Here is a 23,795-nt window from a genome sequence, read left to right on the forward strand (position 1 = left end):
GTCTGTGACCGCGCCGGTTCTTTCGGCCCAAGGGTGGGAGATTCGAAATGGTTAGCGCGACACGAAACAGTTGCCGCCGGCAGCCTTGTAGTTGGTGCACAGGCTGATCGCATCGTTGCGCGACTTCGCCGGGACGCGAACGCGATAGAACGTTCCCTTGCCGGCGATCTCGGCCTTGACGATGTTGGCCGTGTGGCCGGAAAGCACGCTGCCATAGCGACGCTGCAGATCCTGATAGGTCGACTGAGCGCTTTCGACGGTCGGCTGCGAGGCGATCTGCATCGACCACGAGCCACCGCCGGTCGAGGTCGCCGCCGGACTGATGGACGCAACCTGGTCGGGCTTGACCTCACCGACGACGTCGACCGGCTGGTCGGACGGACGCTGCGGCGCCACCGGAACCGTGGCCGGCGTGTTGGCAGGCTGGTTGGTTTGAGCTTCAGCCTCAGCCGTGGGCACGGCGGCCAGATTGACTGCTTCCGGCGCGGCGGTTTCGGCCCGGTCGCCGGCCGCTGGGTCGCCCACCGAGTCGCCGCCCAACAGGTCGCCACTTGCCTGGTCGGCAACAGACGCTACGGTACCGGTTTGCGCCGCGTCGCCGGCCTGACCCGCCGGGGCCACAAGCTGCGGCGCCGGATCGACAGGCTCGACGGCAGCCACCTGCGATGCCGCGGGCGCCGGATCCTCGCGCGCAACCAGTGACCCATCTGATTTGACGACCATGGTTCTCACCTTGCGTGGCGCAACGGCGACGACATCCGGCTCGATGCCCTGCTCGGCCTCTTGCAGAACCTGGGCGATACGATCCTCGGACTTGGGTGCCGGCGCGGCGGCGTCGGCATTCCCGGCCGCTTGCGTGCCGCCGGCCGCATCGGCGGCTTCAGCCGTGTCGATGTCGTCGGGCGAAAGATCGACCACACGGCTCTGCGGCGGTTCCTTGGCCGCCACGTCCACCGGCTCTTCGGTGTTGGTGACCAGTTTTTCCTGGACCGGTTCGGCAGGCCTCGCGCCCCCCTTGGCCACGGCGTCGTAAACCTTGTTGTCCTGGTTCGGCACGACGGTGCCGCCCGGGTTTTCCGGCCTGACCTTAATCGGTGCGTTGTCCGCCTTGACGATGACCGGCGCATCGGTGCCGCCGTTGCCGCCGAAAGACAGCGCGAAGGCGCCGAGACCGCCGGCGATCGCCACGGCGCCGACGACTGCGGCGACCAGCAGGCCGCGGCTCCGGGGCCTCGCGGCATTCTGCTCGGCCAGGCCTGGAACCGACATGGCCTCATCCAGTTCGGGGTCGTAGTCGAGTTCGTCCAGGGCAAAATCGTTGGCTTGCGCTTGCGAAACCGGCCGGCCGCTGGGCAAGTCGCCGAGATCAAAGCCGCTGGCGGCATCGGCGTAAGACGCACTGACGGGCGCTGCTGCCGGTCTCGCCGCATAGGTCCGCGTTTCAACGCGGTCGGGCTCATGGCCTGACTGGAACCCGGCCGCTGACTGGAACCCTGCCCCCGGCTGGGGTCCGGCCCCCGGCTTGAACCCGGATTTGTAGGATTCGTCGTCATACGCCGTGCTGCGCGCCGGGCCGGCAGCGACGTCCACGGCATTCATTTCCGAGAGAAGGTTGGCGAACTCGGTATCGAGATCGTCATAGGCAGGCGCCGGCGGTGCGTCTTCATTGACGTCGAGTTCCGGAATATCGAGGTCGTCCGCCAGCGCTACGACGCGCTCGGGCACATCGACTGTCTCGACATCGGGCATCTCGTCATATGCAGAGGCTTGTTCGCTTTGATCGGGCGCAGGTGCCGCATTGGCGGCATCGTCTTCGGCCGGCTCATCCTGATAGGCCGGCTCATCCTGATAGGCCGGCTCATCCTGATAGGAGGGTGCCGCAGCGGTTGGCGGTGTTTCTGTGGTCGCCGAAGCCGTCGGCTGGGCTGCAAAGGCAGGCTGCGGCTGTGCGACCGGCGTTACGCGGCTCCACGAACGGGCCGGCGCAGGCGCGGCGGAGGGTGCCGTCATCCAGCTGAGCGAATCATTCGGATCCTGCTGTGGAGCGGTGGCCGCAACGTCATCGCCGTCGCCATGATCCAGACCGATGTCCTTGGCGAAGGCGGCGTGCAATGCATCGTCGTCGAAATCGATATCAGCCGGTCCGGCAGCATCTTCAGCGCCGAAATCATGGCCCACGAGCCCGTCGAGGAGAACGGTGTCGAGATCGGCGTCGGCGGCCTGGACCGCGTCTTCATTCGACTGCTCCGAAAGGTCTTGCTCGTCAAGGCTCCCGGCCAGTTCGTCGGTGGGATCCACTGGTTCGTCGGCGGCTTCTCCAGCCGCGGCTACAGGTTGCTGAACCATGGCGGCCGCGGACGCTGCCACCGGGGCAGCCCGTGCGCTCATGGTGCCCAACAGCGCGTTCAATTCGTCTTCGAGGCTCCGCTCCTCAGCGACGGCAGCTGGCGCCGTCGGTTCGGCTGCAACGCCGGGGGCCTGAGTAGCCGGCTCCTCGGCTTCATCGGCAAGCGTGTCGTCGAAGCTCAATTCAAGATCGTCGTCCAACGCATGTTCCGGGGTCGCGGCGGAAGGCTCGTCGTCGTTGGCGGCGATAGAATCCCGCTCGTCAATTTCTGGCTCGTCGACTTCGACCGGCTCAGCCGTGCGAATGTCGAAATCCATGTCGACGTCATCCATGGCGACGTCGGCCATAGTGTCGTGGTCGGCAAAGTCCTCGTCGGACTCATCCGAAACGGCCCAAACAGCCGCAGCGGGAGCCTCGACAGCGGCCTCGATCGGCTCATGCTCGTCGAGCGTCAGCTCGTCTTCGAGCGAGCTTGCGACGGCGTTGTCGAATTCATCGTCGAACGCGGGTTCGGCGGCCGGCGTGGCGATGTCGGCGGCTTCGGCAGCCTGCTCCACCTGCACGTGCTCGTCGAGCGTCAGCTCGTATCCGAACGCGGGTTCGGCGGCCGGCGCGGCGATGTCTGCGGCTTCGGCGGCCTGCTCCACCTGCACGTGCTCGTCGAGCGTCAGTTCGTCTTCGAGCGAGCTTGCGACGGCGTTGTCGAATTCATCGTCGAAGGCGGGCTCAGCGGCCGGCGCGGCGGTGTCGGCGCCGGTATTTTGTTCGTCCGCCGCATCGTCGTCCAGCCGGAAATCCTGTTCGAGCGACGCAGAGAATTCGTCGTTTACCGGCAAATCGTCTTCGAACGGCGACACGTCTTCGAGCGAACTGGCGATCGCATGGTCAAAATCGTCGTCGAACGCCGCTTCAACAGCCGGCGCGGATACTTCGGCAACACCGGAACCCAGGTCGGCGACGGCAACGACATGGGCAGTTTCGTCCGCCGTGTCGTCGTCCAGCCGGAAATCCTGTTCGAGCGACGCGGCAAGCTCGTCGTTCCCAAGCTCGTCGTTCCCAAGCCTGTCGTCCACCGGCAAATCGTCTTCGAATAGCGGCACGTCTTCAAGCGAACTGGCGAGCGCTTCGTCGAAATCGTCGTCGAAAGCAGCTTCAGCAGCCGAGGGAGTTCCGGCAACGCCAGAGCGAACATCGTCGATAGCAACGGCATCGGCGATTTCGTCCGCCGCTTCATCGTCGAGCAGGAGATCCTGTTCGAGCGACGCGACAAGCTCGTCGTCGATTGGGTCAGTAGCAGCCGCGTCGAAAACCGGCTCGCGAAGCTCGGCTGCGCCGTCATTGGCGTCACCGCCGAATTCGCCCATCAACTCCTTCTCGAGGTCGATGCCGAAATCGCCGTCGTCCGCTGGCTGACTTGCTGCAGCCGCCGTCGACTGGGCCTGCGGCTTGACCGGCTGGCGCGGGTCGAAGCCCATGATCCTGGTCAGTTCCGCGAACGGATCATCGTTGGCGATATCGTTTTGGGCGGCTGCTTTCAGCTGGGTTCTGTCTGCCATTATTGTTCCCGAACTCGCACTCATTCGGACGCCGTTGACGTCGCGCAGGGTTGGCCCTTACCAGCGCAATGTGGGCAAAAGGTGACAGGTTTTTTAGTCAAACCTAACGCATTTCGGTGGGCGCATCGGCTCCGATCAGCGTCAGGCCGGACGTCAAAACGTCCGAAACAGCCTGCACCAGCCCTAGTCTGGCATGGGTCAATTGTCGGTCGTTAACCTTAACAAAACGTAAGTCGGGATTTTCGGTGCCGCGGTTCCAATGTCCGTGGAAGCTGGAGGCAAGATCGTAGAGGTAGAATGCCAGCCGGTGCGGCTCGAGCGCAAGCGCCGCAGATTCGATCAGCCGCGGATATTCGGCAAGCTTCCTGATCAGGCCGATCTCGCCTTCGTCGGTCAGCGAAGCGGTGGCGGCGGCCAGCCGATTGCGATCGAAATTGGCCTCGCCCAGCTGTTCGCTCGCCTGTCGGAACACCGAATGGCAGCGCGCCGAGGCGTACTGGACGTAGAACACCGGATTGTCCTTCGACTGCTCGGTCACTTTGGCGAAGTCGAAATCGAGCGGCGCATCGTTCTTGCGGTAGAGCATCATGAAGCGGATCGGGTCGCGGCCGACCTCCTCCACCACTTCGCGCAGCGTTACGAAATCGCCCGACCGCTTCGACATGCGCACCGGCTCGCCCTCGCGAAAAAGCTTTACCAACTGGCAAAGCAGCACGGTGAGCTTCACCTCGTCGCCGGAAATCGCCCGGGCGAGCGCTTCCAGGCGCTTCACATAACCGCCATGATCGGCGCCAAGCACATAGATCAGCTCGACGAAACCGCGATCGACCTTGTCCTTCAGATAGGCGACATCAGCGGCAAAATAGGTGAAAGTGCCGTCCGACTTGACCAGCGCCCGGTCCATGTCGTCGCCGACCGCTGTCGAGCGGAACAGCGTCTGCTCCCGATCCTCCCAGTCGTCCGGCTTCTCGCCCTTGGGCGGCGGCAGCTTGCCCTTGTAGATATGGCCCTTGAGGGTCAGGTCGTTGATCGCCGAGCGGATTTTCCGGGCGTTGTCGGCGTGCAGGGTGCGCTCCGAGAAAAAGACGTCGTGATGCACATTGAGCAGCGCCAGATCCTCACGGATCATTGCCATCATCGCGTCGATCGTCCTGTCCTTGACAATGGCAAGCGCTTCCTCATCCGGCATCTGCAGCAAGGAACGGCCAAATTCGCTTACCAGAGCCTGGCCGACCGGCACGAGATAGTCGCCTGGATAGAGCCCGGCAGGAATCTCGCCGATGTCGTCGCCGAGCGCCTCGCGGTAACGCAGCATGGCGGAGCGGCCGAGCACGTCGATCTGCGAACCAGCGTCGTTGATGACATATTCCTTGATCACGTCATAACCGGCGAAGGCCATCAGATTGGCGAGCGCATCACCCACCACCGCGCCGCGGCAATGGCCGACATGCATCGGTCCGGTCGGGTTGGCCGAGACATATTCGACATTGGCCTTCTTGCCGCCGCCAACGGTCGAGCGGCCGTAATTGCGGCCTTCGCCGAGCAGCGCAGTCAGATGCACCTGCCAGAACGCGTCCTTGAGCCTGAGATTGACGAAGCCCGGACCGGCAACGTCTGCAGCGGCGATGTCCGGGTCGGCGCGCAGCGCTTGCGCCAGCCTTTCAGCCAGTACGCGCGGCGGCTGGCCGGTCGGCTTGGCCAGCACCATTGCCGCATTGGTCGCCAGGTCGCCATGGCTGGCGTCGCGCGGCGGCTCGACGGCGACGCGCGACAAGTCCAGCGAACCGCCGTCTTTGTCGTTCAAATCAAGCGCTTCGACGGCCTTTATAATTCGCGCGTTGAAATCGGCGAAGATGTTCATTGGTGTGGCCCTGGCTCTGGCGGCTTTGCGGGAATCCGGTCTATTGGCCGGCGAAATCGAGCCCCGCCTAGCTTAATTCAGGCGTATGGTCAAACAAACGGCGGTGTTCCTTCAAAGCGTAGGTATCCGTCATGCCCGCCAGGAAATCGGCGACGCTGCGCGCCTTGATGCGATCATCAGCCCGGTCGAGCCCTTCGCGCCAGCCATCGGGCATGGCGCGCGGATCGGCGAAATAGACCTCGAACAGGTCGTTGACGATCTGCTCGGCCTGGTTGCGCACGCGCACGACTTCGCTGTGTCGATAGAGATGCTTGTAGAGAAAGGCTTTCAATTCCTCTTCGAAAGCGGCCATTTCGGCTGAAAAGGTCACCATCGTCTCGCCTGCCGCCCTCACCGCGTCGGCGCTGTCCGGCTTGATGCGGGCCAGATTGGCGGTGGTGGAGACGATGACATCCTCGACCATCATCGTGATCTGCCGGCGCATCAGTTCGTGCCCTGTCCTCACATCGTCCAGCGCCGGATAGCGCTGACGCACGCCGTCGAGGATCGAGCCGGGCAGCGAAACCTTTTCCAGCATGTGCAGCTTCAGAAGGCCCGACCTCAGGCCGTCATCGATGTCATGGCTGTTGTAAGCGATGTCGTCGGCGATCGCCGCGCACTGCGCCTCGATGCCGGCGAAGCGGTCGAGCTCGAGGTCGTGCAGCTCCGAATAATCGCGGATCGCTTGCGGCACCGGCCCCTTCAGCCCGTTTCCGCTGGCGTCGGTCAGCGGTCCGTTGTGCTTGACCAGCCCCTCCAGCGTCTCCCAGGTGAGGTTCAGCCCGTCGAATTCGGCATAGCGGCTCTCCAGCCGCGTCACCACGCGCAGCGACTGTGCATTGTGGTCGAAGCCGCCCCAGGCCGCCATCTTCTGGTTCAGCGCATCCTCGCCGGTATGGCCGAAGGGCGTGTGGCCGAAATCGTGCACCAGCGCCACCGCCTCTGCCAGGTCCTCGTCGCCGCGCAGCGCCCGCGCCAGGGCGCGCGCGATCTGCGCCACCTCGATCGAATGCGTCAGCCGGGTGCGGTAATGGTCGCCCTCATGCGCGACGAACACCTGCGTCTTGTGCTTCAGCCGGCGGAAGGCCGTCGAATGGATGATGCGGTCGCGGTCGCGCTGGAACGGCGTCCGGGTCGGGCTCTCCACCTCGTCGAACAGCCGCCCGCGCGACTTTGCCGGATCGCAGGCATAGGCGGCGCGTGGCCGATAGCCGAATCCGATGTCGCCCAACTCATTTGTCATCGCCCCAACCGATTTCCATCGCCCCAACCAATTTCCATAGCCCCGCCAATTTCCATAGCCTACCCCGCAGTTGACTTGCCCCCTCGCGCTTCATACCTATCATGTGAAACCGAAAGCAAGGTGACGCCCATGGGCGCTGATGCCAAGACCGCCATGAAAGTCGAAATGACCGACGCCGCCGCCAGGCGGATTGCCAAGATTGTGTCTGGCGAAGCCGGCAAGACGGCGCTGCGCGTTTCGGTCGAGGGCGGCGGCTGTTCCGGCTTTTCCTACAAGTTCGACCTGGTCGACACCCGCAACGATGACGACGTCGCCATCGAGAAGGACGGCGCCACCGTGCTGATCGATGACCTCTCGCTGGTCTATATGGGCGGCTCGGTGATCGATTTCGTCGACGATCTGATGGGCCAGTCGTTCCAGATCAGGAACCCGAATGCGGTCGCCTCGTGCGGCTGCGGCACCAGCTTCAGTATTTAGAGAATGCCTACCATTGGCGCGGTCCGTCAGGTCGCGCTTTCAGCCGGGCGCGATCTCGATGCAACGCTGGCGTTCTGGCAAGACGTGCTTGGCATGGCCGTGCACGTGCGCTTCGATCCGCCTGGCATCGCCTTCATCATGGCCGGCGATGTCCGGCTGCTGTTCACCGATGGCCTGCCGGCCGGCACCGTCTATCTCGACATTTCTGGCCTTGACGATTTCCACGCCTCGGCAAAAGCCGCCGGTGTCCCCTTCACTGCGCCGCCGATGCTCGTCCACCGCGACACCGAGGGCCTGTTCGGGCCGGCGGGGGAAAGCGAATGGATGGCCTTTCTAAAGGATCCGGCAGGCAATACGATCGGCCTCGTCGAACGCCATCCGCCCGAGCAGCAATGAGGCCGTCATGAAAGTCGTCACCTGGAACATCAATGGCGTGCGGGCCCGTATCGGCAACTTGACGCACTGGCTGACGGAAAGCGCGCCCGATATTGCCTGCCTGCAGGAGATCAAGACGGTCGACGAGCAGTTTCCGCGGGCCGAGATCGAGGCGCTTGGCTACAACGTCGAAATCTATGGCCAAAAGGGATTCAACGGCGTCGCCATCCTGTCGAAGCTGCGCTTCGACGAGGTCATCAGGGGCCTGCCGGGCGACGATGCCGACGATCAGGCGCGTTTCATCGAGGGTGTGTTCTCGACCGACAAGGGCGCGTTGCGCGTTGCCTCGCTGTATTTGCCGAACGGCAATCCGATCGATGACGAGAAGAAGTTCTCCTACAAGCTGTCCTGGATGGCGCGGCTGGAGCGCTGGGCCGAGGAAAGACTCGCGCTCGAAGAGGCGCTGGTGCTGGCCGGCGATTACAATGTCATCCCCGAACCGATCGATGCGAAGTTCCCGGAGAACTGGCTCGGCGATGCGCTGTTCCAGCCGCAGACCAGGCAGGCGTTCCGCCGGCTGAAGAACCTCGGCTTCACCGAAGCCGTGCGCGCGGTCACCGACTCGCCGGACATTTTTACGTTCTGGGACTATCAGGCCGGCGCCTGGCAGAAGAACAACGGCATCCGCATCGATCACTTGCTGCTCTCGCCCGAGGCCGCCAATCGCTTTTCCTCGGCCTCGATCGAAAAGCACGTGCGCGCCTGGGAAAAACCCTCGGACCACGTGCCGGTGGCCATCGAACTGGGTTTTGCGCCAATCTGATCATTTCGGGGCCCGAACCGCGGGATTGCCGGTGGATGGACCGTCATATCGCCACAATCGGGGTTTCCGCTGCAATCCGGGTTCGGCCGGGGTTCAGGATGACGATCAGGTTTGCGATTTGCCCATGTGCCGCCGCGCTCGCCCTCGCGGCGACGTCGGCGTTTGCCAATCCTGCATGCCTGGCCAACGGAACATCATTCCAGATCGGCCAGGTCGCCTGCCTGACGCTTTCCGGTCGGAGCCATCTCGCCCGCTGCGACATGGTGCTCAACAACACGTCATGGACAAGGATCCGGAACGATTGTCCTAAAACCAAGCTGGCGCCGCCGGCCACGCCGATTTCAACGCCGGAGTCCGGTCCCGTTCCGACGCAACCGACCGAGAATTGATCTCGACTTTCTCGAGATTCCCCACTCTTCCTGACTATTGACCCAGCCTTTCCTGGCTGTTGGCGTCGCGACTACCGGTCGCCGCCACCCTTGGTGAGGATGTCGTCGGCCAGCGAAATCGCGGTGCGGCGGTCGGCCTCGCCCGCGGCGGCAAACGCCTCTTCCTGCATGCCGCGTATCCATGGCTGGTCGGAAGGCGCGGCCCGTTCAAGCGCCGCAGTCATCATCGCCAGCCCCCGAACGATCTTGCCGCTCTGGAAGAGCAGGTGGCCGAGCGTCGCCTGCGCGCCGGCATGGCCCTTTTCCGCAGCGAGTTGGAACCAGCGTCCGGCCTGCTTGATGCTCGCCTTGACGCCGCCCTTGCCATTCAGGAAGATCTGGCCCATCTCGAACTGGGCATTCGGGTTGCGGTAGTTGGCGGCGGCGCGCATGTAGTACTCTTGGGCCGCCACCTCGTTCTCTTTGATCGGGCTGCCGGGGATGCCCGTCCTCAGATAGTCGCCGAGCGCCACGAGCGCATCCGAAACATAGCTCTCTTCCGGCGAGCCGGGCTCAACGTCCTGATCGACGATCTCGCTGAAGAACTTGAACGCCGCGTAGTCGTCGCGCTCGACGCCGTCACCCTCGGCATACATGCGCGCAAGCTTCCAGGTGGCGCCGATCTGGCCGTTTTCGGCCGCGTATTTATAAGCCTCAGCAGCCTGCTCCTTGCGGCCGTTCTTGTAGGCGGAGAAGCCGAACTGGAACACCGCCCACGGACTCGACTGCGGCTTCACGCCGGTCTTGTCGTCGAACACCTTGTCGTCGAAGGCCATGGCTTGGCCTGCGGCGCCCAAGGTCGCGCCAAAAGTGGCGATCGCGACCAGTGCCGAAAAGACAGACAGCCTCAGCAACTCAGATATCCGCATAACAATGTGTTTCTCTCGCACCACCGGGATGGGTGACCGCCCCGTCGCGGGCAGGCCCTACCGTTTGTGCATATTTCCAGATCGCGCCCGACTGATAGTCGGTCGCGCGCGCCTTCCATGCCTTTGCCCTGGTCGCCAGTTCGGTGTCGGACAGCGCCACGTCGATGGTGCCGTTCACCGCGTCGATCGAGATCAAGTCGCCATCCCTGAGCAACCCGATCGGGCCGCCCACGGCGGCTTCCGGCCCGACATGGCCGATGCAGAAACCGCGTGTCGCGCCCGAAAAACGCCCGTCGGTGATGAGAGCCACCTTGCCGCCCATGCCCTGGCCATAGAGAGCCGCCGTCGTCGACAGCATTTCGCGCATGCCCGGACCGCCGCGCGGTCCCTCGTAGCGGATCACGAGGACCTCGCCTTCGCTGTAGCTGCGATCCGTAACCGCCTGGAAACATTCCTCTTCCGAATCGAAGCAGCGCGCCGGACCAGAGAATTTAAGCTCCGACATGCCCGCGACCTTCACGATCGCGCCTTCGGGGGCAAGGTTTCCCTTCAAGCCCACGACGCCACCCGTTCGGGTGATTGGTCGGTTGGCGGGACGGACCACATCCTGGCTATCATTCCAGGCAACGTGCTCCATATTTTCGGCTAAAGTGCGGCCGGTCACGGTCAGGCAGTCGCCATGCAGATAGCCGTGGTCGAGCAACGTCTTCATCAAGAGCGGAATGCCGCCGGCCTCGAACATGTCCTTGGCGACATATTTGCCGCCCGGCTTCAGGTCGGCGATATAAGGCGTCTTCTCGAAGATCCTGGCGACGTCGAACAGGTCGAACTTTATCCCCGCCTCATGCGCGATCGCCGGCAGATGCAGCGCCGCGTTGGTCGAGCCGCCGGTGGCCGAGACCACGGTCGCCGCATTCTCCAGCGCCTCCAGAGTGACGATGTCGCGCGGGCGGATATTTTTTGCGATCAGCTCCATGATCTTTTCGCCGGAGGCGAAATTGAAGCGGTCGCGCATCTCATAGGGCGCCGGCGCCCCGCAGGAATAGGGCAGCGCCAACCCGATGGCCTCGGCGACGGTGGCCATGGTGTTGGCGGTGAACTGGGCGCCGCAGGAGCCGGCCGACGGACAAGCGGCTTGCTCGATTTCGAGGAGTTCGGCGTCGCCAATCGTGCCTACCGAGTGCTGGCCGACGGCCTCGAACACATCCTGCACGGTGATCTGACGGCCCTTGTAGGAACCGGGCAGGATCGAGCCGCCATAAATGAAGATCGACGGCACGTTGAGCCGCACCATGGCCATCATCATGCCGGGCAGCGACTTGTCGCAACCGGCAAGGCCGACCAGCGCATCGTAGCAATGGCCGCGCATGGTGAGTTCGACCGAATCGGCGATGACCTCGCGCGACACCAGTGACGATTTCATGCCTTGGTGGCCCATGGCGATGCCGTCCGTGACGGTGATGGTGCAGAATTCGCGCGGCGTGCCGCTAGCCGCGGCAACGCCCTTCTTGACCACCTGCGCCTGGCGCATCAGCGAGATGTTGCAGGGTGCCGCCTCGTTCCAGCAGCTGGCGACGCCGACCAGTGGCTGCGCGATCTCGGCCGCCGACAAGCCCATCGCATAAAGATAGGAGCGGTGCGGCGCACGCGCCGGACCGACGGTCACATAGCGGCTGGGCAGCTTGGCCTTGGAGATGACTCTGTCGTTCATTCTCTTCCCTTGCCCCGGGCGATGCGACCTGCGGCGCGACCTGCCCCATAGCCGAGCCTTTTGGCATGCTCTGGGACGCATTCGAGGTGCGCCGGGTTTATGGCGGGAAGTAGGCAATGTCGGCGGGCGCCGTTGTGGCGCGAGGGTTGTTCAGAAACTGTTGCCAAAACATCACGATCGCGTGAGGCAGAGGGAAGCGGCGTCGTTGCAATGACGGAACAATGCCATCAGCTTGGGACCGCCGGCCAGAAGGCCCACTCAACTAAAAAGGCCGGGCATTGCCCGGCCTTTTTATCGTTTAATTTGAGTAACCTACCACTTGACCTTGAAGGAAGCTGAGAGGGCGGTCACGAGATCGTCGCCGAAATCGTATGAAACGTCGGTGCCGTGAGGAATGCCGGCCTCGTCACGGACCACTCCGACCGAACCACTGGTCAGGATGCCGATGGCACCGCCAAAGCGGAGTTCGACGTTTTTGGTGGGCGAGAAAGACGCGCCGGCACCAACCGTCCAGGTATCGGTTTGGGTGCTCAAGCCCGTGGTCGTTCCGCGATCCCAGGTAAGCGTCGCTGCAGCGCTCCACTGATCGTTGAACTTGTGGCCGATACCGCCGGATACGGTCCATCCGTCGCGATAGAGCAGATCCAGAGACGTGACGAAGCTCGGGCCTCCGAAGGTGCAGGCAACCGGAGCGCCGACAGCGCAGAAATTGACAATCTGCAGCACACTCCAGTCGACCCACTTCACCGACCCGAAGGCAAGCCAGCCCGGAGCAATACCCGACTGGACCTTGAACTCGACCGACTGCGGCATGCTCGCCGTACCGATCACAGGAATTACACCCCGGCCAACCTGCGTAAGATCGACGTCCCCGGCCACGTCTCCCAAATCAACTTCGCTGTTGTAGACCAAGCTGGCACGGAGCGCGATTTCCGGAATCTCATAAGCGGCGCCGATGCGCCAGCCAACCCCGTTGCCTTCGAGATCGATCCGACCTACGCCGGTGAAGGGTACAGGAAAGCCGGTAAAATCCTGGACCAGCCGCTCCTTGAAGCCACTGATATCCTGGTAGAACACACCGCCGATGAAACGAAACTGGCCTTTGCCCGCACCCATCTTGTAGGAGCAGGTGGCTGCAAAATTTTCGCTTTCGATCTTGGTTTCGATATTGCTGTTGGCACCTGCCCAATTCAGACCGGGGTCCGAATGGATCCCCCAAGGCTGAGAATAATCGCCCATGCAATCGAGGTGGTCCCCGATTCCGACCTTAATTCCCATGCGGGGAACAAAATAACTCTCCGAATCATCGGCAGAACCGGACCGAGAGTTCAAATTGCCACCGCCACGACCAGTGCCGGGCGGTGGAAAGCCGGTAGTTGTATCTGTGTCTACGGCATTCCTGATCTTCCGTTCCGGCATCACATAAGTGCCCGAAAGCTCTCCGGCGACACGCGCCGGATCGAATAGCAGGTCGATGTTGTAGCCGCCGCGCTCGAGGCCGCCGGCATGCGCCGTCCCGATCAAAGCCAGCGAAAAGCACCCCGCCCCCAGCAGCGCTTTCCGACGCAAATTGTTCATGAATGTCCCTCCCCTAGTACGAATGGACTAAGCTAGAACCAATTCGAGTTAACGGCGCAACAACGAATTCTCGATGCGTACATGTACGCCTTCGCCGACAGCATTTCAGACAAAGTGACAGCTCCACAGCAAAGCCGGAAAACGGCTTGTTTGGCTGCAAATCGAGCAAAAACTCGGAAAAACGCACATGGAACGGCGCAAAAACCGCCCGTTTTGCGGCAACTGAGCCCATTGTTACATTATGGCAACAATGGGGCTAAAACATTCCGTTTACGTCAAGATTTACCCTGCGGAATGCCTATTTTTCGTGCAGGAAGCCGCCCGAAAAGCGCGTTCACAGAACTCGCGAATCCTGAGCATCAGGCGCCCAAGAAGCGGAAGTCGGTTTGGCAAATCCGCTCCTCCGCCAATTCGGTTCTCAAATGCCACAGATTGGTCAACCGGCGTCGCGCACGCGTGTCAGCGCCACCGAAAGCTTCTCTTGCGCCTCGCGATACTCGGCGAGTTTTTCGCGCTCGGCTTCGACGACATCTTCCGGCGCGTTGGCGACGAATTTGTCGTTGGACAGCTTCTTGTGCAGGCGGGCGATCTCTTCGGTCACCTTGACCAATTCCTTCTGCAGCCGCGCCGCCTCGGCGGCAAGGTCAATCAGGCTGCCGAGCGGCAGGCAGATGGTGGCCTCGTTGAGCACGATCTGGGCGGAGCCCTTGGGCGCCGTATCGACGAGCGAGATGTCGCCGACCCGCGCCAGCCGCTTGACGGCCGATGCCTGACGCTCAAGCCTTTCGCGGGTTGCGGTATTGGCGCCGATCACCATCAGCGGCGCGATCGCCGCCGGCGGCACGTTCATTTCCGAACGCACGGAACGGATGCCTGAGACCAGGTCGATCAGCCAGTTGATGTCGGCGGCCGCTGCCTCGTCCTCGAAGTCGGGCGACGGCCACGCGGCATGGCAAAGCAGCGACGGCCGTTCCTTGCCCTCACCTGATGTCTCAGCCCACAGCTCTTCGGTCATGAACGGCATCATCGGATGCAGCAGCTTGTAGATCTCGTCGAGCACGAAGGCGACGCAAGCCCGGCTCTCGGCCTTGGCTGCCTCGTCCGTACCCATGAAGACCGGCTTCAGCAGTTCCAGGTACCAGTCGCAGAACAGGTTCCAGACGAAGCGGTAGGCGGCAGTCGCAGCGTCGTTGAACCGGTATGAAGTGATGCCATCGGTGATTTCGCGCGCCGCGCGTGTCAGTTCGGTCAGGATCCAGCGGTTGACCGCCAGCTTGGCGTCGTTCAGCCAGAAATCGTCGTTTCTCGCGACGTCGTTCATCTCGGCAAAACGCGTCGCGTTCCACAGCTTGGTGCCAAAATTGCGGTAGCCGGCGATACGAGCCGGATCGAGCTTCACGTCACGCCCTTGCGCGGCCATCACCGTCAGCGTGAAGCGCAGTGCGTCGGCGCCATATTCGTCGATGAGATCGAGCGGGTCGATGACGTTGCCTTTCGACTTCGACATCTTCTGCCCGTTCTTGTCGCGCACCAGCGCATGGACATAGACGGTGTGGAACGGCTCCTCGCCCATGAAATGCAGGCCCATCATCATCATGCGAGCGACCCAGAAGAAGATGATGTCGAAGCCGGTTACCAGCACGTCGGTCTGATAGTGGGTCTTCAGCTCCGGCGTCTGGTCCGGCCAGCCGAGCGTCGAGAACGGCCACAGCGCCGACGAAAACCATGTGTCGAGCACATCCTCATCGCGGATCAGGATCTCGCCCGGCTTGAAATTCTCGAGCTTGTCCTCGACCCAGGCCTTCCACGGCCCTTCCAGCGCCAGATAATATTCGATTGCGGCGGCGAGCGCCTCCTCCTCGGTCTTCTCGACGAAGATGCGGCCGTCCGGCCCGTACCAGGCCGGGATCTGGTGTCCCCACCAGAGCTGGCGCGAAATGCACCAGGGCTGGATGTTCTCCATCCAGTCGAAATAAGTCTTCTCCCAGTTTTTCGGCACGAACCTGGTGCGGCCCTCGCGCACCGAGGCGATCGCCGGCCTGGCGAGCTCCGCCGCGTTCGCATACCATTGTTCGGTCAGGAACGGTTCGATCGGCACGCCGCCGCGATCGCCATGCGGCACGGCATGGCGATGCGGCTCGACCTTTTCGAGGAAGCCGTCCGCCTCCATCAGCTCGACGATCTTCTTGCGCGCGACGAAACGATCGAGGCCGTTGAGCTCATCCCAGACGGCCTGACGCTCGGGCGTTACCTCCAGCCCGGCGAGAAAGTCGTCATTGTCCGTCAGAGCGATCGCCGCCTCGACGGTGAGGATATTGATGGCCGGCAACTTGTGGCGCCTGCCGACCTCAAAATCGTTGAAGTCATGCGCCGGCGTGATCTTGACCGCGCCGCTGCCTTTCTCCGGATCGGAATATTGGTCCGCCACCACCGGGATCTTGCGGCCGACGATCGGCAGGACGAGGTTCCTGCCGAGCAGATGCCGAAAACGCTCGTCGTCGGGATGCACCGCCACCGCCGTATCGCCCAGCATCGTCTCGGGCCGCGTCGTCGCCACGGTGATGAAGGTTTTTGGATTTTCCGGATCGAAAACCTCGCCCTCGACGGGGTAGCGGAAATGCCAGAGATTGCCGTTGACCTCCTGCTGTTCGACCTCGAGGTCGGAAATCGCAGTCAACAGTTTCGGGTCCCAGTTCACAAGGCGCTTGTCCTTGTAGATCAGGCCTTCCTTGTAGAGGGTGACAAACACTTCGAGCACCGCCCTGGACAGACCCTCGTCCATGGTGAAACGCTCTCGGCTCCAGTCGGCCGAGGCCCCCAGCCGCTTCAGCTGGTTGAAGATCGCGCCGCCGGATTCGGCCTTCCACTCCCAGACCTTCTCGATGAACTCATCGCGCGTCAGGTCGCGTCGGTGGATCTGCTTCTCCATAAGCTGGCGCTCGACCACCATCTGGGTGGCGATGCCGGCGTGGTCCATGCCGGGCTGCCACAGCACGTTCTTGCCGCGCATGCGCTCGAAGCGCACCAGAATGTCCTGCAGCGTGTTGTTGAGCGCATGGCCCATATGCAGCGAGCCGGTGACGTTCGGTGGCGGGATGACGATGGTGAAGGCTTCCGCGCCCTCCTCGGCGCCTGCGCCGGCACGAAACGCGTCGGCCTCATCCCAGACTTTGGCGATCTTCGGCTCGACGATTTTTGCGTCGTAGGTTTTTTCGAGCATGGGAAGGCGTCCGGGCTGTCGGGTTTTTGCTGGTCCGGTGTAAATCGGAAGGTTTTGGCCAAGTCAACCGCAAGCAAGCGGCAGACGGCCATGCCAGCAAATAGCGCCTGGGCAGATCGGGGCAACTTGCAGGAGTGAGCGTCGCAGGGCAATCGCTTAGAAGTTTGCGCTACCCCTCATTGCCCTGCCGGGCATTTCTCCCCGTATAGTGACGGGGAGAAAGACACATCGCAAAAGATTTCGCCAATTTCCAGCGTTGCAGAAAGTGCGCCAAGGTTGCGGCCAGCCCCTTCTCCCCGTCACTATACGGGGAGAGAAGATGCCGGCAGGCAGATGAGAGGCGGCGCCGACTTCGGCGATTTGCCGGTTACTGCGCGCCGCGCGCTACACGTTCAATTTCTTCGCGCACCAGCCGCTCGACCAGCGTCGGCAGATTGTTGTCCAACCAGTCCTGCAGCATGGGCCTCAGCATCTCCTCGGCCATCTCGTCGAAGGTTTTCTTGCTGCGGCTGGCGAACGCATCGGAAAGCTCGCCGAAGGCGGCGGCAACTTGCCGGCCGGTATGTTCGGAAAGGATCGCCGGACGAGCGGACGGTGCCTCGCTCGTCGCCGGGCGCGCCAACCCGCTTCGCGGCGGGGCCGGCTCGAAAGCAGGTTCGGCCGCGTCCTCGATATTTTCGGCCTTCGGTTCGGCATCCGGCGTCTGTCTCAGATCAGCCCTGTCTGGGGCCCTGTCCGGCCTGGCCACGGTCTTCGCTTCGCTAATTGCGGCGATATCACGCCGCCACCCGGCAACGATACTGTCGGTCGTCTCCGCAACCCTTGCCGTCGCAGGCGCATCCGGCTCCGGCTTGGCGGCCGGGGCCGCTTCGGCCGCGACCCTGTCACCAGCAAGCGTCACGGGCGATTTGACCGGAGCCGAATCGGAACGCACCGGCGGCTCGACGCGCGCGATGCCAGCCTCGACGGCCGACGGTTGCGCCTGCACCTCGGTCAGCGTGGCCGGCCTCCTGGCGTCGAATCCCGGACGCAACTCGGCGCGAAACGCGCCTGCCTCCGGCGGAGCCCCGCCTGCCGCCGGCGGCGCCCCGCCTGCCGCCAGCGTCGGCACAGCTACCGCCGGTGCCGGCACGGCTACCGACGTCAGATCCTGCAGCAGGTCGTCCGTATCGTCCGGCTGCTTGCGGCCTGTGTCGTTGTCCTCGATGATCCTCCTGATGGAAGCCAGTATCTCCTCCATGGAAGGTTCGCGCTGTAAGCTGCTTGCCGTCGCCATCGTCACATCCGCCGCCCTTGTGACTCGTTGCAGATTTCCTGTCCGGCCAGAGCCGGATTCGAATCATGGCAACAGCGTAACCCACGGATCGCCTTACGAGAATCCCCAATCTGAGGGCATGTTGGATTTCAACAGATTAGAGCCCGCGCGACCTTTTGGACGCGCGGGCTCTAAATAGCTTGAAACTGGACGGAAGTTGAAACTGGTGAGGGGATCAGCGGCCGTCTGGCGTGCGCAGGCCGAACCACTTGTCCTTGACCGCATTGTAATGCTCTTCGGGCTTGTATTTCACCACCTGGAGGGCGAGACGCTCGACCGAAAGATGACCCATAGCCGACAGGATGGCATAGCTCGCCACCACCAAATCGCGTTCGGCGCTGGCCTGGTTGATCTTGGCGGTGATGAGCGTGGCCTGCGCGTTGAGAACGTCGAGCGTGGTGCGCTGGCCGACGTTGCGCTCCTCGATGACGCCGCTCAGGGCAAGCTGCGCGGCGGCGATCACCTGCCTGTTGGCCACCACGGTTTGCTGAGCGGCGGTATATTGCGTCCACGCCGAGGTCACGGCCTGCCGCACGGTGTCGCGGCTGACATCGACCTCGATCCGGGCCTGGCTGAGCGATTCCTTGTTCTGACGCACTATCGCCGACGTCCGCCCGCCCGAATAGATCGGTATGGTCAAGGTGGCGCCGATGCTGGCCGAATTGGTTGTGCCGTCCTGCCCCGTATCGGCGGAGCCCGGAGCCGTTCTGCGATAGGCGCTGGAAACGCCGGCGGAAGCCGAAAGCTGCGGCAGCAGCGCGCCTTCGGCCGATTTCACCGAAAACGCGGCCGCGTCGACCAGGTGCTGGGTGGCGAGGATGGCCGGGTGCTCGATGGATGCAATCGCGATAGCCGCATCGAGGTTCGACGGCAACAGCTTCGCCAGCGGCGAAGCGGCCCTGAGCCTGCCTGGCTCGTCGCCGACGATCTGGCGATAGGTCGCAGCGCTCGCCAGCGCCTGCGCGCGGGCGGCCGCCAGTTCCGCCACAGCGGAGGAGCGCTCGGCATCGGCCTGCGCAACGTCGGTGCGGGTGCCTTCGCCGACCTCGAAGCGCGAACGCGCGGCGCGCGCCTGCTCGGTCAGGAACTGCAGGTTTTGCTCCGTCAGCACCGCCACTTGGCGGTCGCGAATCACGTCCATATAGGCGCTTGCCGCATTGAACAGAATATTCTCTTCGGTGTTGCGCAGGCTCTCGAACGAGGCGCGGACCTGCGCTTCGGCGGCGGCGACGTTGTTCCTGGTCTGGAAGCCGTCGAACAGGGTCTGGTCGATCTGGACGCCGAAGTTGCCGGTGGTTAACGAGAGGCTTCGGCTGGGCCCGCTACGGGCATCGAAATGGCTTCTGGAGTAATCGATGTTCGCGGAACCGGTGATGGTCGGGCGCCAGCCGGACTTGGCGATGGCAACGCCCTCATCGGTGACGCGGACGCCGGCGCGGGCCGAATTGAGCTGGGAATTGTTCTGATAGGCTTTTGAAAGTGCACCGAGAATGGTTTCCGCCGAGGCGCCTAGCGGAGAAAGCGCGGTCGCCGAGAAGAGGACGGCGGCAAAAAGACTCTTTCGTAAAGACGGCACGTTATTCCCTCATTCGTTTTGCATGGGAACCACACCGCGCCGGCTTCTCCCATTCGAGCAGCCGGCGCCGTGTGTTTCAGGTTCCCTGCTGTCTGCCCCCAAAAGAACACCCCGGTTGTGCGGATCAGCAACAATTGTTCAAGCGCAAGCGAACATGACAACGGCTTTGCTGCAAGCCAAAATCACTCAGAACTCGAACGCACGAATACGATCGAATCCCGGTAGTGGCTTAATTGCCGCATTAAAGGCGCCTCTTCCGGTTACGACCCCCCCTGTTTTCAGGAACAATCGGGCCACGCCCGAATTCCCCTGCCCTTCGACGGCGACGAGCCGACCGCCTTCCGCAAGCTGGTCGAGCAGCGGTTCCGGCACTTTCTCGACGCTGCCGCCGATGAAAATGACGTCGTAGGGCGCTCCCGCGGCATGGCCTTCCGGCAGCGGTCCCTTGACCACGCTGACATTGTCGCAGCCCAGCGCCGAAAGCGTCGACATCGCGGTCTCGGCCAATGCCGGATCGCTTTCCAGCGCAACGATGGACTTTGCCAGCCGCGACAGGATCGCCGCGGCATAGCCGGTGCCGCAGCCGACATCGAGCGCCGAATCGCCAGGGCCGATCTCGGCCAGTTGCATCAGCTTGGCCAGCGGCGAAGGCTCCATGAGATAGCGCGGGCCGTCCGCGGTATTGGCAATGCGGATGTCCTCGTCGATATAGGCCAGATCGCGCTGATCGGGAGCGACAAAGGCCTCGCGCGGCACGACAAGCATCGCCTCGAGCAGCGGCGCGCTGGTTACGTCGGTGGTGCGGACCTGGCCGTCGACCATCTTTACTCGACGTTCGGCAAAATCAGCGCTCATGTTCCAACCAATCCGCCCAAGACCAACCTGTTCAAGATCAATCCGCCCAAGATCGATCCGCTTGCCGCGCCAAGACCGCGGCTCATGTCGACTGGAACTCAAGCCCCCTGGCGCTGGTGCGCGGGAGCTTGGGCAACTGGAGGCCTCGCCCGGAATCGAACCGGGGTGCAAGGATTTGCAGTCCTCTGCGTAACCACTCCGCCACGAGGCCTCATTGCTCCCGGCGTTCCACCCGGTTCCAATAGGTTGCGGCGAAAATGCCGTCAAGCGGCCATGGTGCATTCCCGGACGGTTTCCCCTCGGCCATGATGCCACGCGCCGAGCCAACGACACGCATGCTCCGAGAACCGGAGCGCAGCGGACGTCAGAGCGCTGCGCCACCAATTGGACGCGCGGCGCTGCAGGTATGCGGAGAAGCGCCATCATCTGGCCGTCGGAGCAGAATTTCCAAGCAAGGCTCTCAGCCAGTCCGGGCATTTAGCCAGGTGAGTCGAGCCGGAAAGACTCCTTCGCAGGGCTTGCTGGCTTGCGAAGTCGGTACAGCCGTCAGTTCGGCCGCCGCCGCCGTTCCCACCACACGACGAGGCGGCGCCGGTGGCGACGCACCACGGCAAACTCGTAGGAGAGCACAAGCAATCCGATCGGCACCATCCAGAAGCCCAGGATCGGCAGAAAGCCAAGAATGCCGCCGAAGATCAGCACGACGCCGATTGCAATCCTGAGGCCGCGCGAGCGCGGCATGGTAAACTCACGGCCGAAGACCGATATTTTCCGTGCCGGTGGGTGGTTGTGGCTTGCTGCGCTCATGTCTGATCAGTGGTCCGTTCGGGCAAACTAAAAGCACTAGCTGACGAAAGCCGCAACCGCCTTTTCGGTTCCGCGCACCCCGCCAGACGGCTCATATGAGGACGCTCGCACATGATTGCCAGAAATCGTGGCGCGAAAAAGCGCCGAAAAATACGAAATGCTTCTTTGCAAAGCCGAAACGGGTTTGCTATAGGCTGCGCCACTCACATGAGAGCCTCTGTTCCCCGGTAGCTCAGTGGTAGAGCAACCGGCTGTTAACCGGTTGGTCGCTGGTTCGAATCCGGCCCGGGGAGCCAACATTTTCAAAGACTTAGCTTTTCATCGGAATTGCCTACGCCCTCCTGGGGCAACATCTGGGGCAACGAAGGAAGCTCGCGAAATTTGACATCACGGTGGAATCGGGGCTTCCCTCTTCGGGAGGGGGAAATAGGCTATGACAGTTTGCGTAGGGGTCGCAGTTAACGATTGCCTTGTCTTCGCTGCTGATAGCGCTTCCAGCATCGTACAGACATACGAAGAAAATGGACAACAGAAGTCCACAATTCTGAATGTCTATCAGAATGGCGAGAAGGTATATAATATCTACAAAGGGTTGCCTCTTTGCGCCATGACCTGCGGGATTGGAAACATCGGAAGCGAATCTATCGGTACTTTAGCGAAGCGCCTTCGAAAGCTACTAAGTGGCGGGGGTGAGTACGCCATCAATTCCGATGCTTATACTGTTGAGGAAGTGGCGCAGAAAGCGCGACGGTTCTTTTTTGAAGATCGGTATCAATCTCTCGACCAACCGCCGCTCGGCTCCTCATTTGAGTTTTGGGTTGGCGGCTACTCTTCAGGCCTCGATTCCAAGCATGAGGTCTGGAAGATTGCCATCGTAAACGGGAACTGCGATGAGCCCGAGCGAGTGATCGACAACGGTGAGTCGAGCGTAATTTGGGGCGGGCAGCCAGGGCCAATACACCGGTTGATATTTGGTTTCGATCCCGATCTATTGGACGTTCTGCGCGAAATGGGTGCGGAAGAGGTTGCGATTACCCAGATTGCCGATGCATGCCGTCAGCGCCTTGTGCGGCAAGTCGTCCTTCCGACGATGCCCGTGCGCGACGCGATTGCGCTCGCCGACTATCTTGTGGCAACTACCAAGGACTTTTTTCGTTTTCTCCCCGGCGCCGATATAGTTGGCGGAGAGACTGACATCGCCGTTGTGACGCGGTATGAGGGCTTCAAATGGGTTCGTAGGAAGCACTTTTACCCCGCGCATTTGAACCCGCTGGAGACCGGACATGCCTAAGCAGCCGAAGAGTGCACCATCTACGGTTCGGACACCGTCCAAAGATCTTCCGATGCCGAAATACGACTATCAGACACCGAAATCGGGAAGCTTTGTGCTGCGCGCGCCTTCACCAGGTAGTTCGGCCCCTGCACCCGTGAAGAAGATTGCCAGCCTTCAAAACCTCGGACATTAGGGCAGTCGCGATTGGGCCGGGCAGCCGGGTGGAAATGAAAAGCCCGCCACCGTGAGGCAGCGGGCTATCAGTGGAAATGTTTTCCGGTTGATCAGTGCCGTCCCGCAGGCCCTTCGAGAAACTCCATGAAGCTTTCCACCACTTTGTCCGAGGGCGTTGACCGGGCGTTGCAAGCGCTAAGAATGGCGGCCGCGATCTTCAGCATGTCGTTGCGACTTCCGACAATCTTTGAGACCACGGCATTTTCTGTGCCGCCGTCATAGGTCGAGCGCTGCAGGACATGCAGCGTCAGCCTTAGATTGTCGCCCATGAGTTGGAGCGGGCCGGCGCCAGTGACGAACGTGTCAGAGACGCAGAACGGCTCAACGGTCGGGGCGGAAGTGAGCGCGTTCATGCGGCACCGCCGGTTGCAAGACGCCTGATATCGGCGGCGATCGAAAAATAGGCTTCGCTCGGATCAGAAAAGTTCTCCAGTCCTAATCTCTGGCCTGCGCGGATTTTCACCGCCATACCTTCGAGGGTATAGGCAGGGATCGCAAATATGCGGTTGCCGATTTCCCACTCCTCGCCGCACAGCGCATTGAATGCCTCTTCGGCAGCGTCCATCCCGCCTTCGCGGTTTATCTCTTCGCATTTGGCATGATACGCGTCGTGCAAGGCCTTGTTCGCGGCTTTTTGTTCTTTGACCTCGTTGCTCCACGCGGCATAAATGGCGGGCCGGTTGATGGTCCCCATGTCTTTAACCGTCATGGCATGGAACGCTACCCTTACGTCTTCCGGCATGTCCGGCTCTTCCCACTTCGGAGGCCTTGGCGGCAACAGGGCCTCGATCTTGTCGCTGAGTGTGCTGTTAGCTTCCGCCGCCGTTTCCATGCGGGCGTGCACTTCTTCCTGTTCTTTGTCGAGCTGGAACAGCTCTGCGTCGGGATGCTCGCCAGGCGCGGCGAGCGGCGCTACCGTCGCGTCGATGATCGTTGAAGCGGCAGCCAAAGCCACCGCGGTTGCCCCTGTGCCGAGCAGCATTCGCCGCCGGTCGATTCTCACTACATTCGTGGTCATTGGGTTTCTCACTGGATTTGGGCTTGCTACGGCCCTCGCGGCGATCGGCGCCGCAGCCGGGGGTTAGCAACTCGCCAGTGAGACGAGCCGATGGCTTTTACGGTTTCCCGCTGGACAGCACCACCGCCCCCGGCCTATAGATGGCCGATCGCGGCAGCCGCCAAGCTGCGCGTCATCCCGATAGACGGGA

General features: G+C 62.4%; 18 protein-coding genes and 2 tRNA genes. 6 read left to right on the forward strand and 14 right to left on the reverse strand.

Annotated elements, in window-relative coordinates:
- Positions 1–51: 51 nt before the first annotated feature.
- The 3 genes from AC0L2B_RS06785 to AC0L2B_RS06795 form a co-directional block, all read right to left on the reverse strand.
- Positions 52–3,903, reverse strand: coding sequence for an SPOR domain-containing protein (locus AC0L2B_RS06785; RefSeq protein ID WP_473744674.1), 3,852 nt, complete (start codon positions 3,901–3,903; stop codon positions 52–54).
- Between the two features lie 103 nt (positions 3,904–4,006).
- Positions 4,007–5,764 carry an arginine--tRNA ligase gene (gene argS / locus AC0L2B_RS06790; RefSeq protein WP_473744675.1) on the reverse strand — a complete coding sequence of 586 codons (1,758 nt, stop codon included), beginning with the start codon at positions 5,762–5,764 and terminating at the stop codon, positions 4,007–4,009.
- Positions 5,765–5,831: 67 nt separating this feature from the next.
- On the reverse strand, positions 5,832–7,046 hold the full coding sequence (locus AC0L2B_RS06795; RefSeq protein ID WP_473744676.1) for a deoxyguanosinetriphosphate triphosphohydrolase: 1,215 nt from the start codon (positions 7,044–7,046) through the stop codon (positions 5,832–5,834).
- A gap of 129 nt (positions 7,047–7,175) precedes the next feature.
- Between AC0L2B_RS06795 and erpA the strand changes: the two genes are divergently transcribed.
- The 4 genes from erpA to AC0L2B_RS06815 all read left to right on the forward strand — a co-directional run bounded on the left by erpA (position 7,176) and on the right by AC0L2B_RS06815 (position 9,110).
- Positions 7,176–7,523, forward strand: a complete 348-nt coding sequence (gene erpA / locus AC0L2B_RS06800) for an iron-sulfur cluster insertion protein ErpA (RefSeq protein WP_006335221.1) — start codon at positions 7,176–7,178, stop codon at positions 7,521–7,523.
- 3 nt (positions 7,524–7,526) lie between these two features.
- Positions 7,527–7,919, forward strand: coding sequence for a VOC family protein (locus AC0L2B_RS06805; RefSeq protein WP_473512663.1), 393 nt, complete (start codon positions 7,527–7,529; stop codon positions 7,917–7,919).
- A gap of 7 nt (positions 7,920–7,926) precedes the next feature.
- Positions 7,927–8,721, forward strand: a complete 795-nt coding sequence (xth, locus tag AC0L2B_RS06810; protein WP_473744677.1) for an exodeoxyribonuclease III — start codon at positions 7,927–7,929, stop codon at positions 8,719–8,721.
- A gap of 98 nt (positions 8,722–8,819) precedes the next feature.
- Complete coding sequence (locus AC0L2B_RS06815; RefSeq protein WP_091596906.1) at positions 8,820–9,110, forward strand: hypothetical protein; 291 nt, start codon at positions 8,820–8,822, stop codon at positions 9,108–9,110.
- A 71-nt stretch (positions 9,111–9,181) separates the two neighbouring features.
- On the opposite strand, the gene AC0L2B_RS06820 is transcribed toward AC0L2B_RS06815, so the two are convergent.
- The 9 genes from AC0L2B_RS06820 to AC0L2B_RS06860 form a co-directional block, all read right to left on the reverse strand.
- A complete protein-coding gene (locus AC0L2B_RS06820; RefSeq protein ID WP_473490380.1) occupies positions 9,182–10,018 on the reverse strand; it encodes a tetratricopeptide repeat protein in 837 nt (278 codons plus the stop codon).
- Positions 10,005–11,729: a dihydroxy-acid dehydratase gene (gene ilvD / locus AC0L2B_RS06825; RefSeq protein WP_473744678.1), complete on the reverse strand. Its 1,725-nt coding sequence runs from the start codon at positions 11,727–11,729 to the stop codon at positions 10,005–10,007. Before ilvD ends, AC0L2B_RS06820 begins: the two co-directional genes overlap by 14 nt.
- 312 nt (positions 11,730–12,041) lie before the next feature.
- Entirely contained in the window at positions 12,042–13,307 is a 1,266-nt protein-coding gene (locus AC0L2B_RS06830; protein ID WP_473744679.1) for an OmpP1/FadL family transporter, read from the reverse strand.
- Between the two features lie 436 nt (positions 13,308–13,743).
- Entirely contained in the window at positions 13,744–16,527 is a 2,784-nt protein-coding gene (locus tag AC0L2B_RS06835; RefSeq protein WP_473744680.1) for a valine--tRNA ligase, read from the reverse strand.
- Positions 16,528–16,894: 367 nt separating this feature from the next.
- Positions 16,895–17,803 carry a PopZ family protein gene (locus AC0L2B_RS06840; protein WP_473744681.1) on the reverse strand — a complete coding sequence of 303 codons (909 nt, stop codon included), beginning with the start codon at positions 17,801–17,803 and terminating at the stop codon, positions 16,895–16,897.
- A gap of 214 nt (positions 17,804–18,017) precedes the next feature.
- Positions 18,018–19,418 (reverse strand): TolC family outer membrane protein, encoded by a 1,401-nt coding sequence (locus tag AC0L2B_RS06845; RefSeq protein ID WP_473744682.1) that lies wholly within the window; start codon positions 19,416–19,418, stop codon positions 18,018–18,020.
- 186 nt (positions 19,419–19,604) lie between these two features.
- Entirely contained in the window at positions 19,605–20,273 is a 669-nt protein-coding gene (locus tag AC0L2B_RS06850) for a protein-L-isoaspartate O-methyltransferase family protein (protein ID WP_473744683.1), read from the reverse strand.
- Between the two features lie 137 nt (positions 20,274–20,410).
- A tRNA-Cys gene (locus AC0L2B_RS06855) sits at positions 20,411–20,484 on the reverse strand.
- Between the two features lie 335 nt (positions 20,485–20,819).
- Entirely contained in the window at positions 20,820–21,080 is a 261-nt protein-coding gene (locus AC0L2B_RS06860; RefSeq protein WP_023802589.1) for a hypothetical protein, read from the reverse strand.
- 221 nt (positions 21,081–21,301) lie between these two features.
- Here AC0L2B_RS06860 and AC0L2B_RS06865 point away from each other — a divergent pair.
- Positions 21,302–21,376, forward strand: a tRNA-Asn gene (locus AC0L2B_RS06865).
- 137 nt (positions 21,377–21,513) lie between these two features.
- Positions 21,514–22,371: an Ntn hydrolase family protein gene (locus AC0L2B_RS06870; RefSeq protein WP_473744684.1), complete on the forward strand. Its 858-nt coding sequence runs from the start codon at positions 21,514–21,516 to the stop codon at positions 22,369–22,371.
- 266 nt (positions 22,372–22,637) lie between these two features.
- Here AC0L2B_RS06870 and AC0L2B_RS06875 read toward each other — a convergent pair whose 3' ends face one another.
- Positions 22,638–22,940: a hypothetical protein gene (locus AC0L2B_RS06875; protein ID WP_473744685.1), complete on the reverse strand. Its 303-nt coding sequence runs from the start codon at positions 22,938–22,940 to the stop codon at positions 22,638–22,640.
- Positions 22,937–23,605 (reverse strand): hypothetical protein, encoded by a 669-nt coding sequence (locus tag AC0L2B_RS06880; protein ID WP_473744686.1) that lies wholly within the window; start codon positions 23,603–23,605, stop codon positions 22,937–22,939. Before AC0L2B_RS06880 ends, AC0L2B_RS06875 begins: the two co-directional genes overlap by 4 nt.
- Between the last annotated feature and the right edge of the window lie 190 nt (positions 23,606–23,795).

The organism is Mesorhizobium sp. WSM4815 (assembly GCF_055811575.1).

Excerpts from the sequence above, each read along its gene's own strand:
- AC0L2B_RS06785 (WP_473744674.1), bottom strand. The coding sequence starts at position 3,903 with ATGGCAGACAGAACCCAGCTGAAAGCAGCCGCCCAAAACGATATCGCC.
- argS (WP_473744675.1), bottom strand. The coding sequence starts at position 5,764 with ATGAACATCTTCGCCGATTTCAACGCGCGAATTATAAAGGCCGTCGAA.
- AC0L2B_RS06795 (WP_473744676.1), bottom strand. The coding sequence starts at position 7,046 with ATGACAAATGAGTTGGGCGACATCGGATTCGGCTATCGGCCACGCGCC.
- erpA (WP_006335221.1), top strand. The coding sequence starts at position 7,176 with ATGGGCGCTGATGCCAAGACCGCCATGAAAGTCGAAATGACCGACGCC.
- AC0L2B_RS06805 (WP_473512663.1), top strand. The coding sequence starts at position 7,527 with ATGCCTACCATTGGCGCGGTCCGTCAGGTCGCGCTTTCAGCCGGGCGC.
- xth (WP_473744677.1), top strand. The coding sequence starts at position 7,927 with ATGAAAGTCGTCACCTGGAACATCAATGGCGTGCGGGCCCGTATCGGC.
- AC0L2B_RS06815 (WP_091596906.1), top strand. The coding sequence starts at position 8,820 with ATGACGATCAGGTTTGCGATTTGCCCATGTGCCGCCGCGCTCGCCCTC.
- AC0L2B_RS06820 (WP_473490380.1), bottom strand. The coding sequence starts at position 10,018 with ATGCGGATATCTGAGTTGCTGAGGCTGTCTGTCTTTTCGGCACTGGTC.
- ilvD (WP_473744678.1), bottom strand. The coding sequence starts at position 11,729 with ATGAACGACAGAGTCATCTCCAAGGCCAAGCTGCCCAGCCGCTATGTG.
- AC0L2B_RS06830 (WP_473744679.1), bottom strand. The coding sequence starts at position 13,307 with ATGAACAATTTGCGTCGGAAAGCGCTGCTGGGGGCGGGGTGCTTTTCG.
- AC0L2B_RS06835 (WP_473744680.1), bottom strand. The coding sequence starts at position 16,527 with ATGCTCGAAAAAACCTACGACGCAAAAATCGTCGAGCCGAAGATCGCC.
- AC0L2B_RS06840 (WP_473744681.1), bottom strand. The coding sequence starts at position 17,803 with ATGGCGACGGCAAGCAGCTTACAGCGCGAACCTTCCATGGAGGAGATA.
- AC0L2B_RS06850 (WP_473744683.1), bottom strand. The coding sequence starts at position 20,273 with ATGAGCGCTGATTTTGCCGAACGTCGAGTAAAGATGGTCGACGGCCAG.
- AC0L2B_RS06860 (WP_023802589.1), bottom strand. The coding sequence starts at position 21,080 with ATGAGCGCAGCAAGCCACAACCACCCACCGGCACGGAAAATATCGGTC.
- AC0L2B_RS06870 (WP_473744684.1), top strand. The coding sequence starts at position 21,514 with ATGACAGTTTGCGTAGGGGTCGCAGTTAACGATTGCCTTGTCTTCGCT.
- AC0L2B_RS06875 (WP_473744685.1), bottom strand. The coding sequence starts at position 22,940 with ATGAACGCGCTCACTTCCGCCCCGACCGTTGAGCCGTTCTGCGTCTCT.
- AC0L2B_RS06880 (WP_473744686.1), bottom strand. The coding sequence starts at position 23,605 with ATGACCACGAATGTAGTGAGAATCGACCGGCGGCGAATGCTGCTCGGC.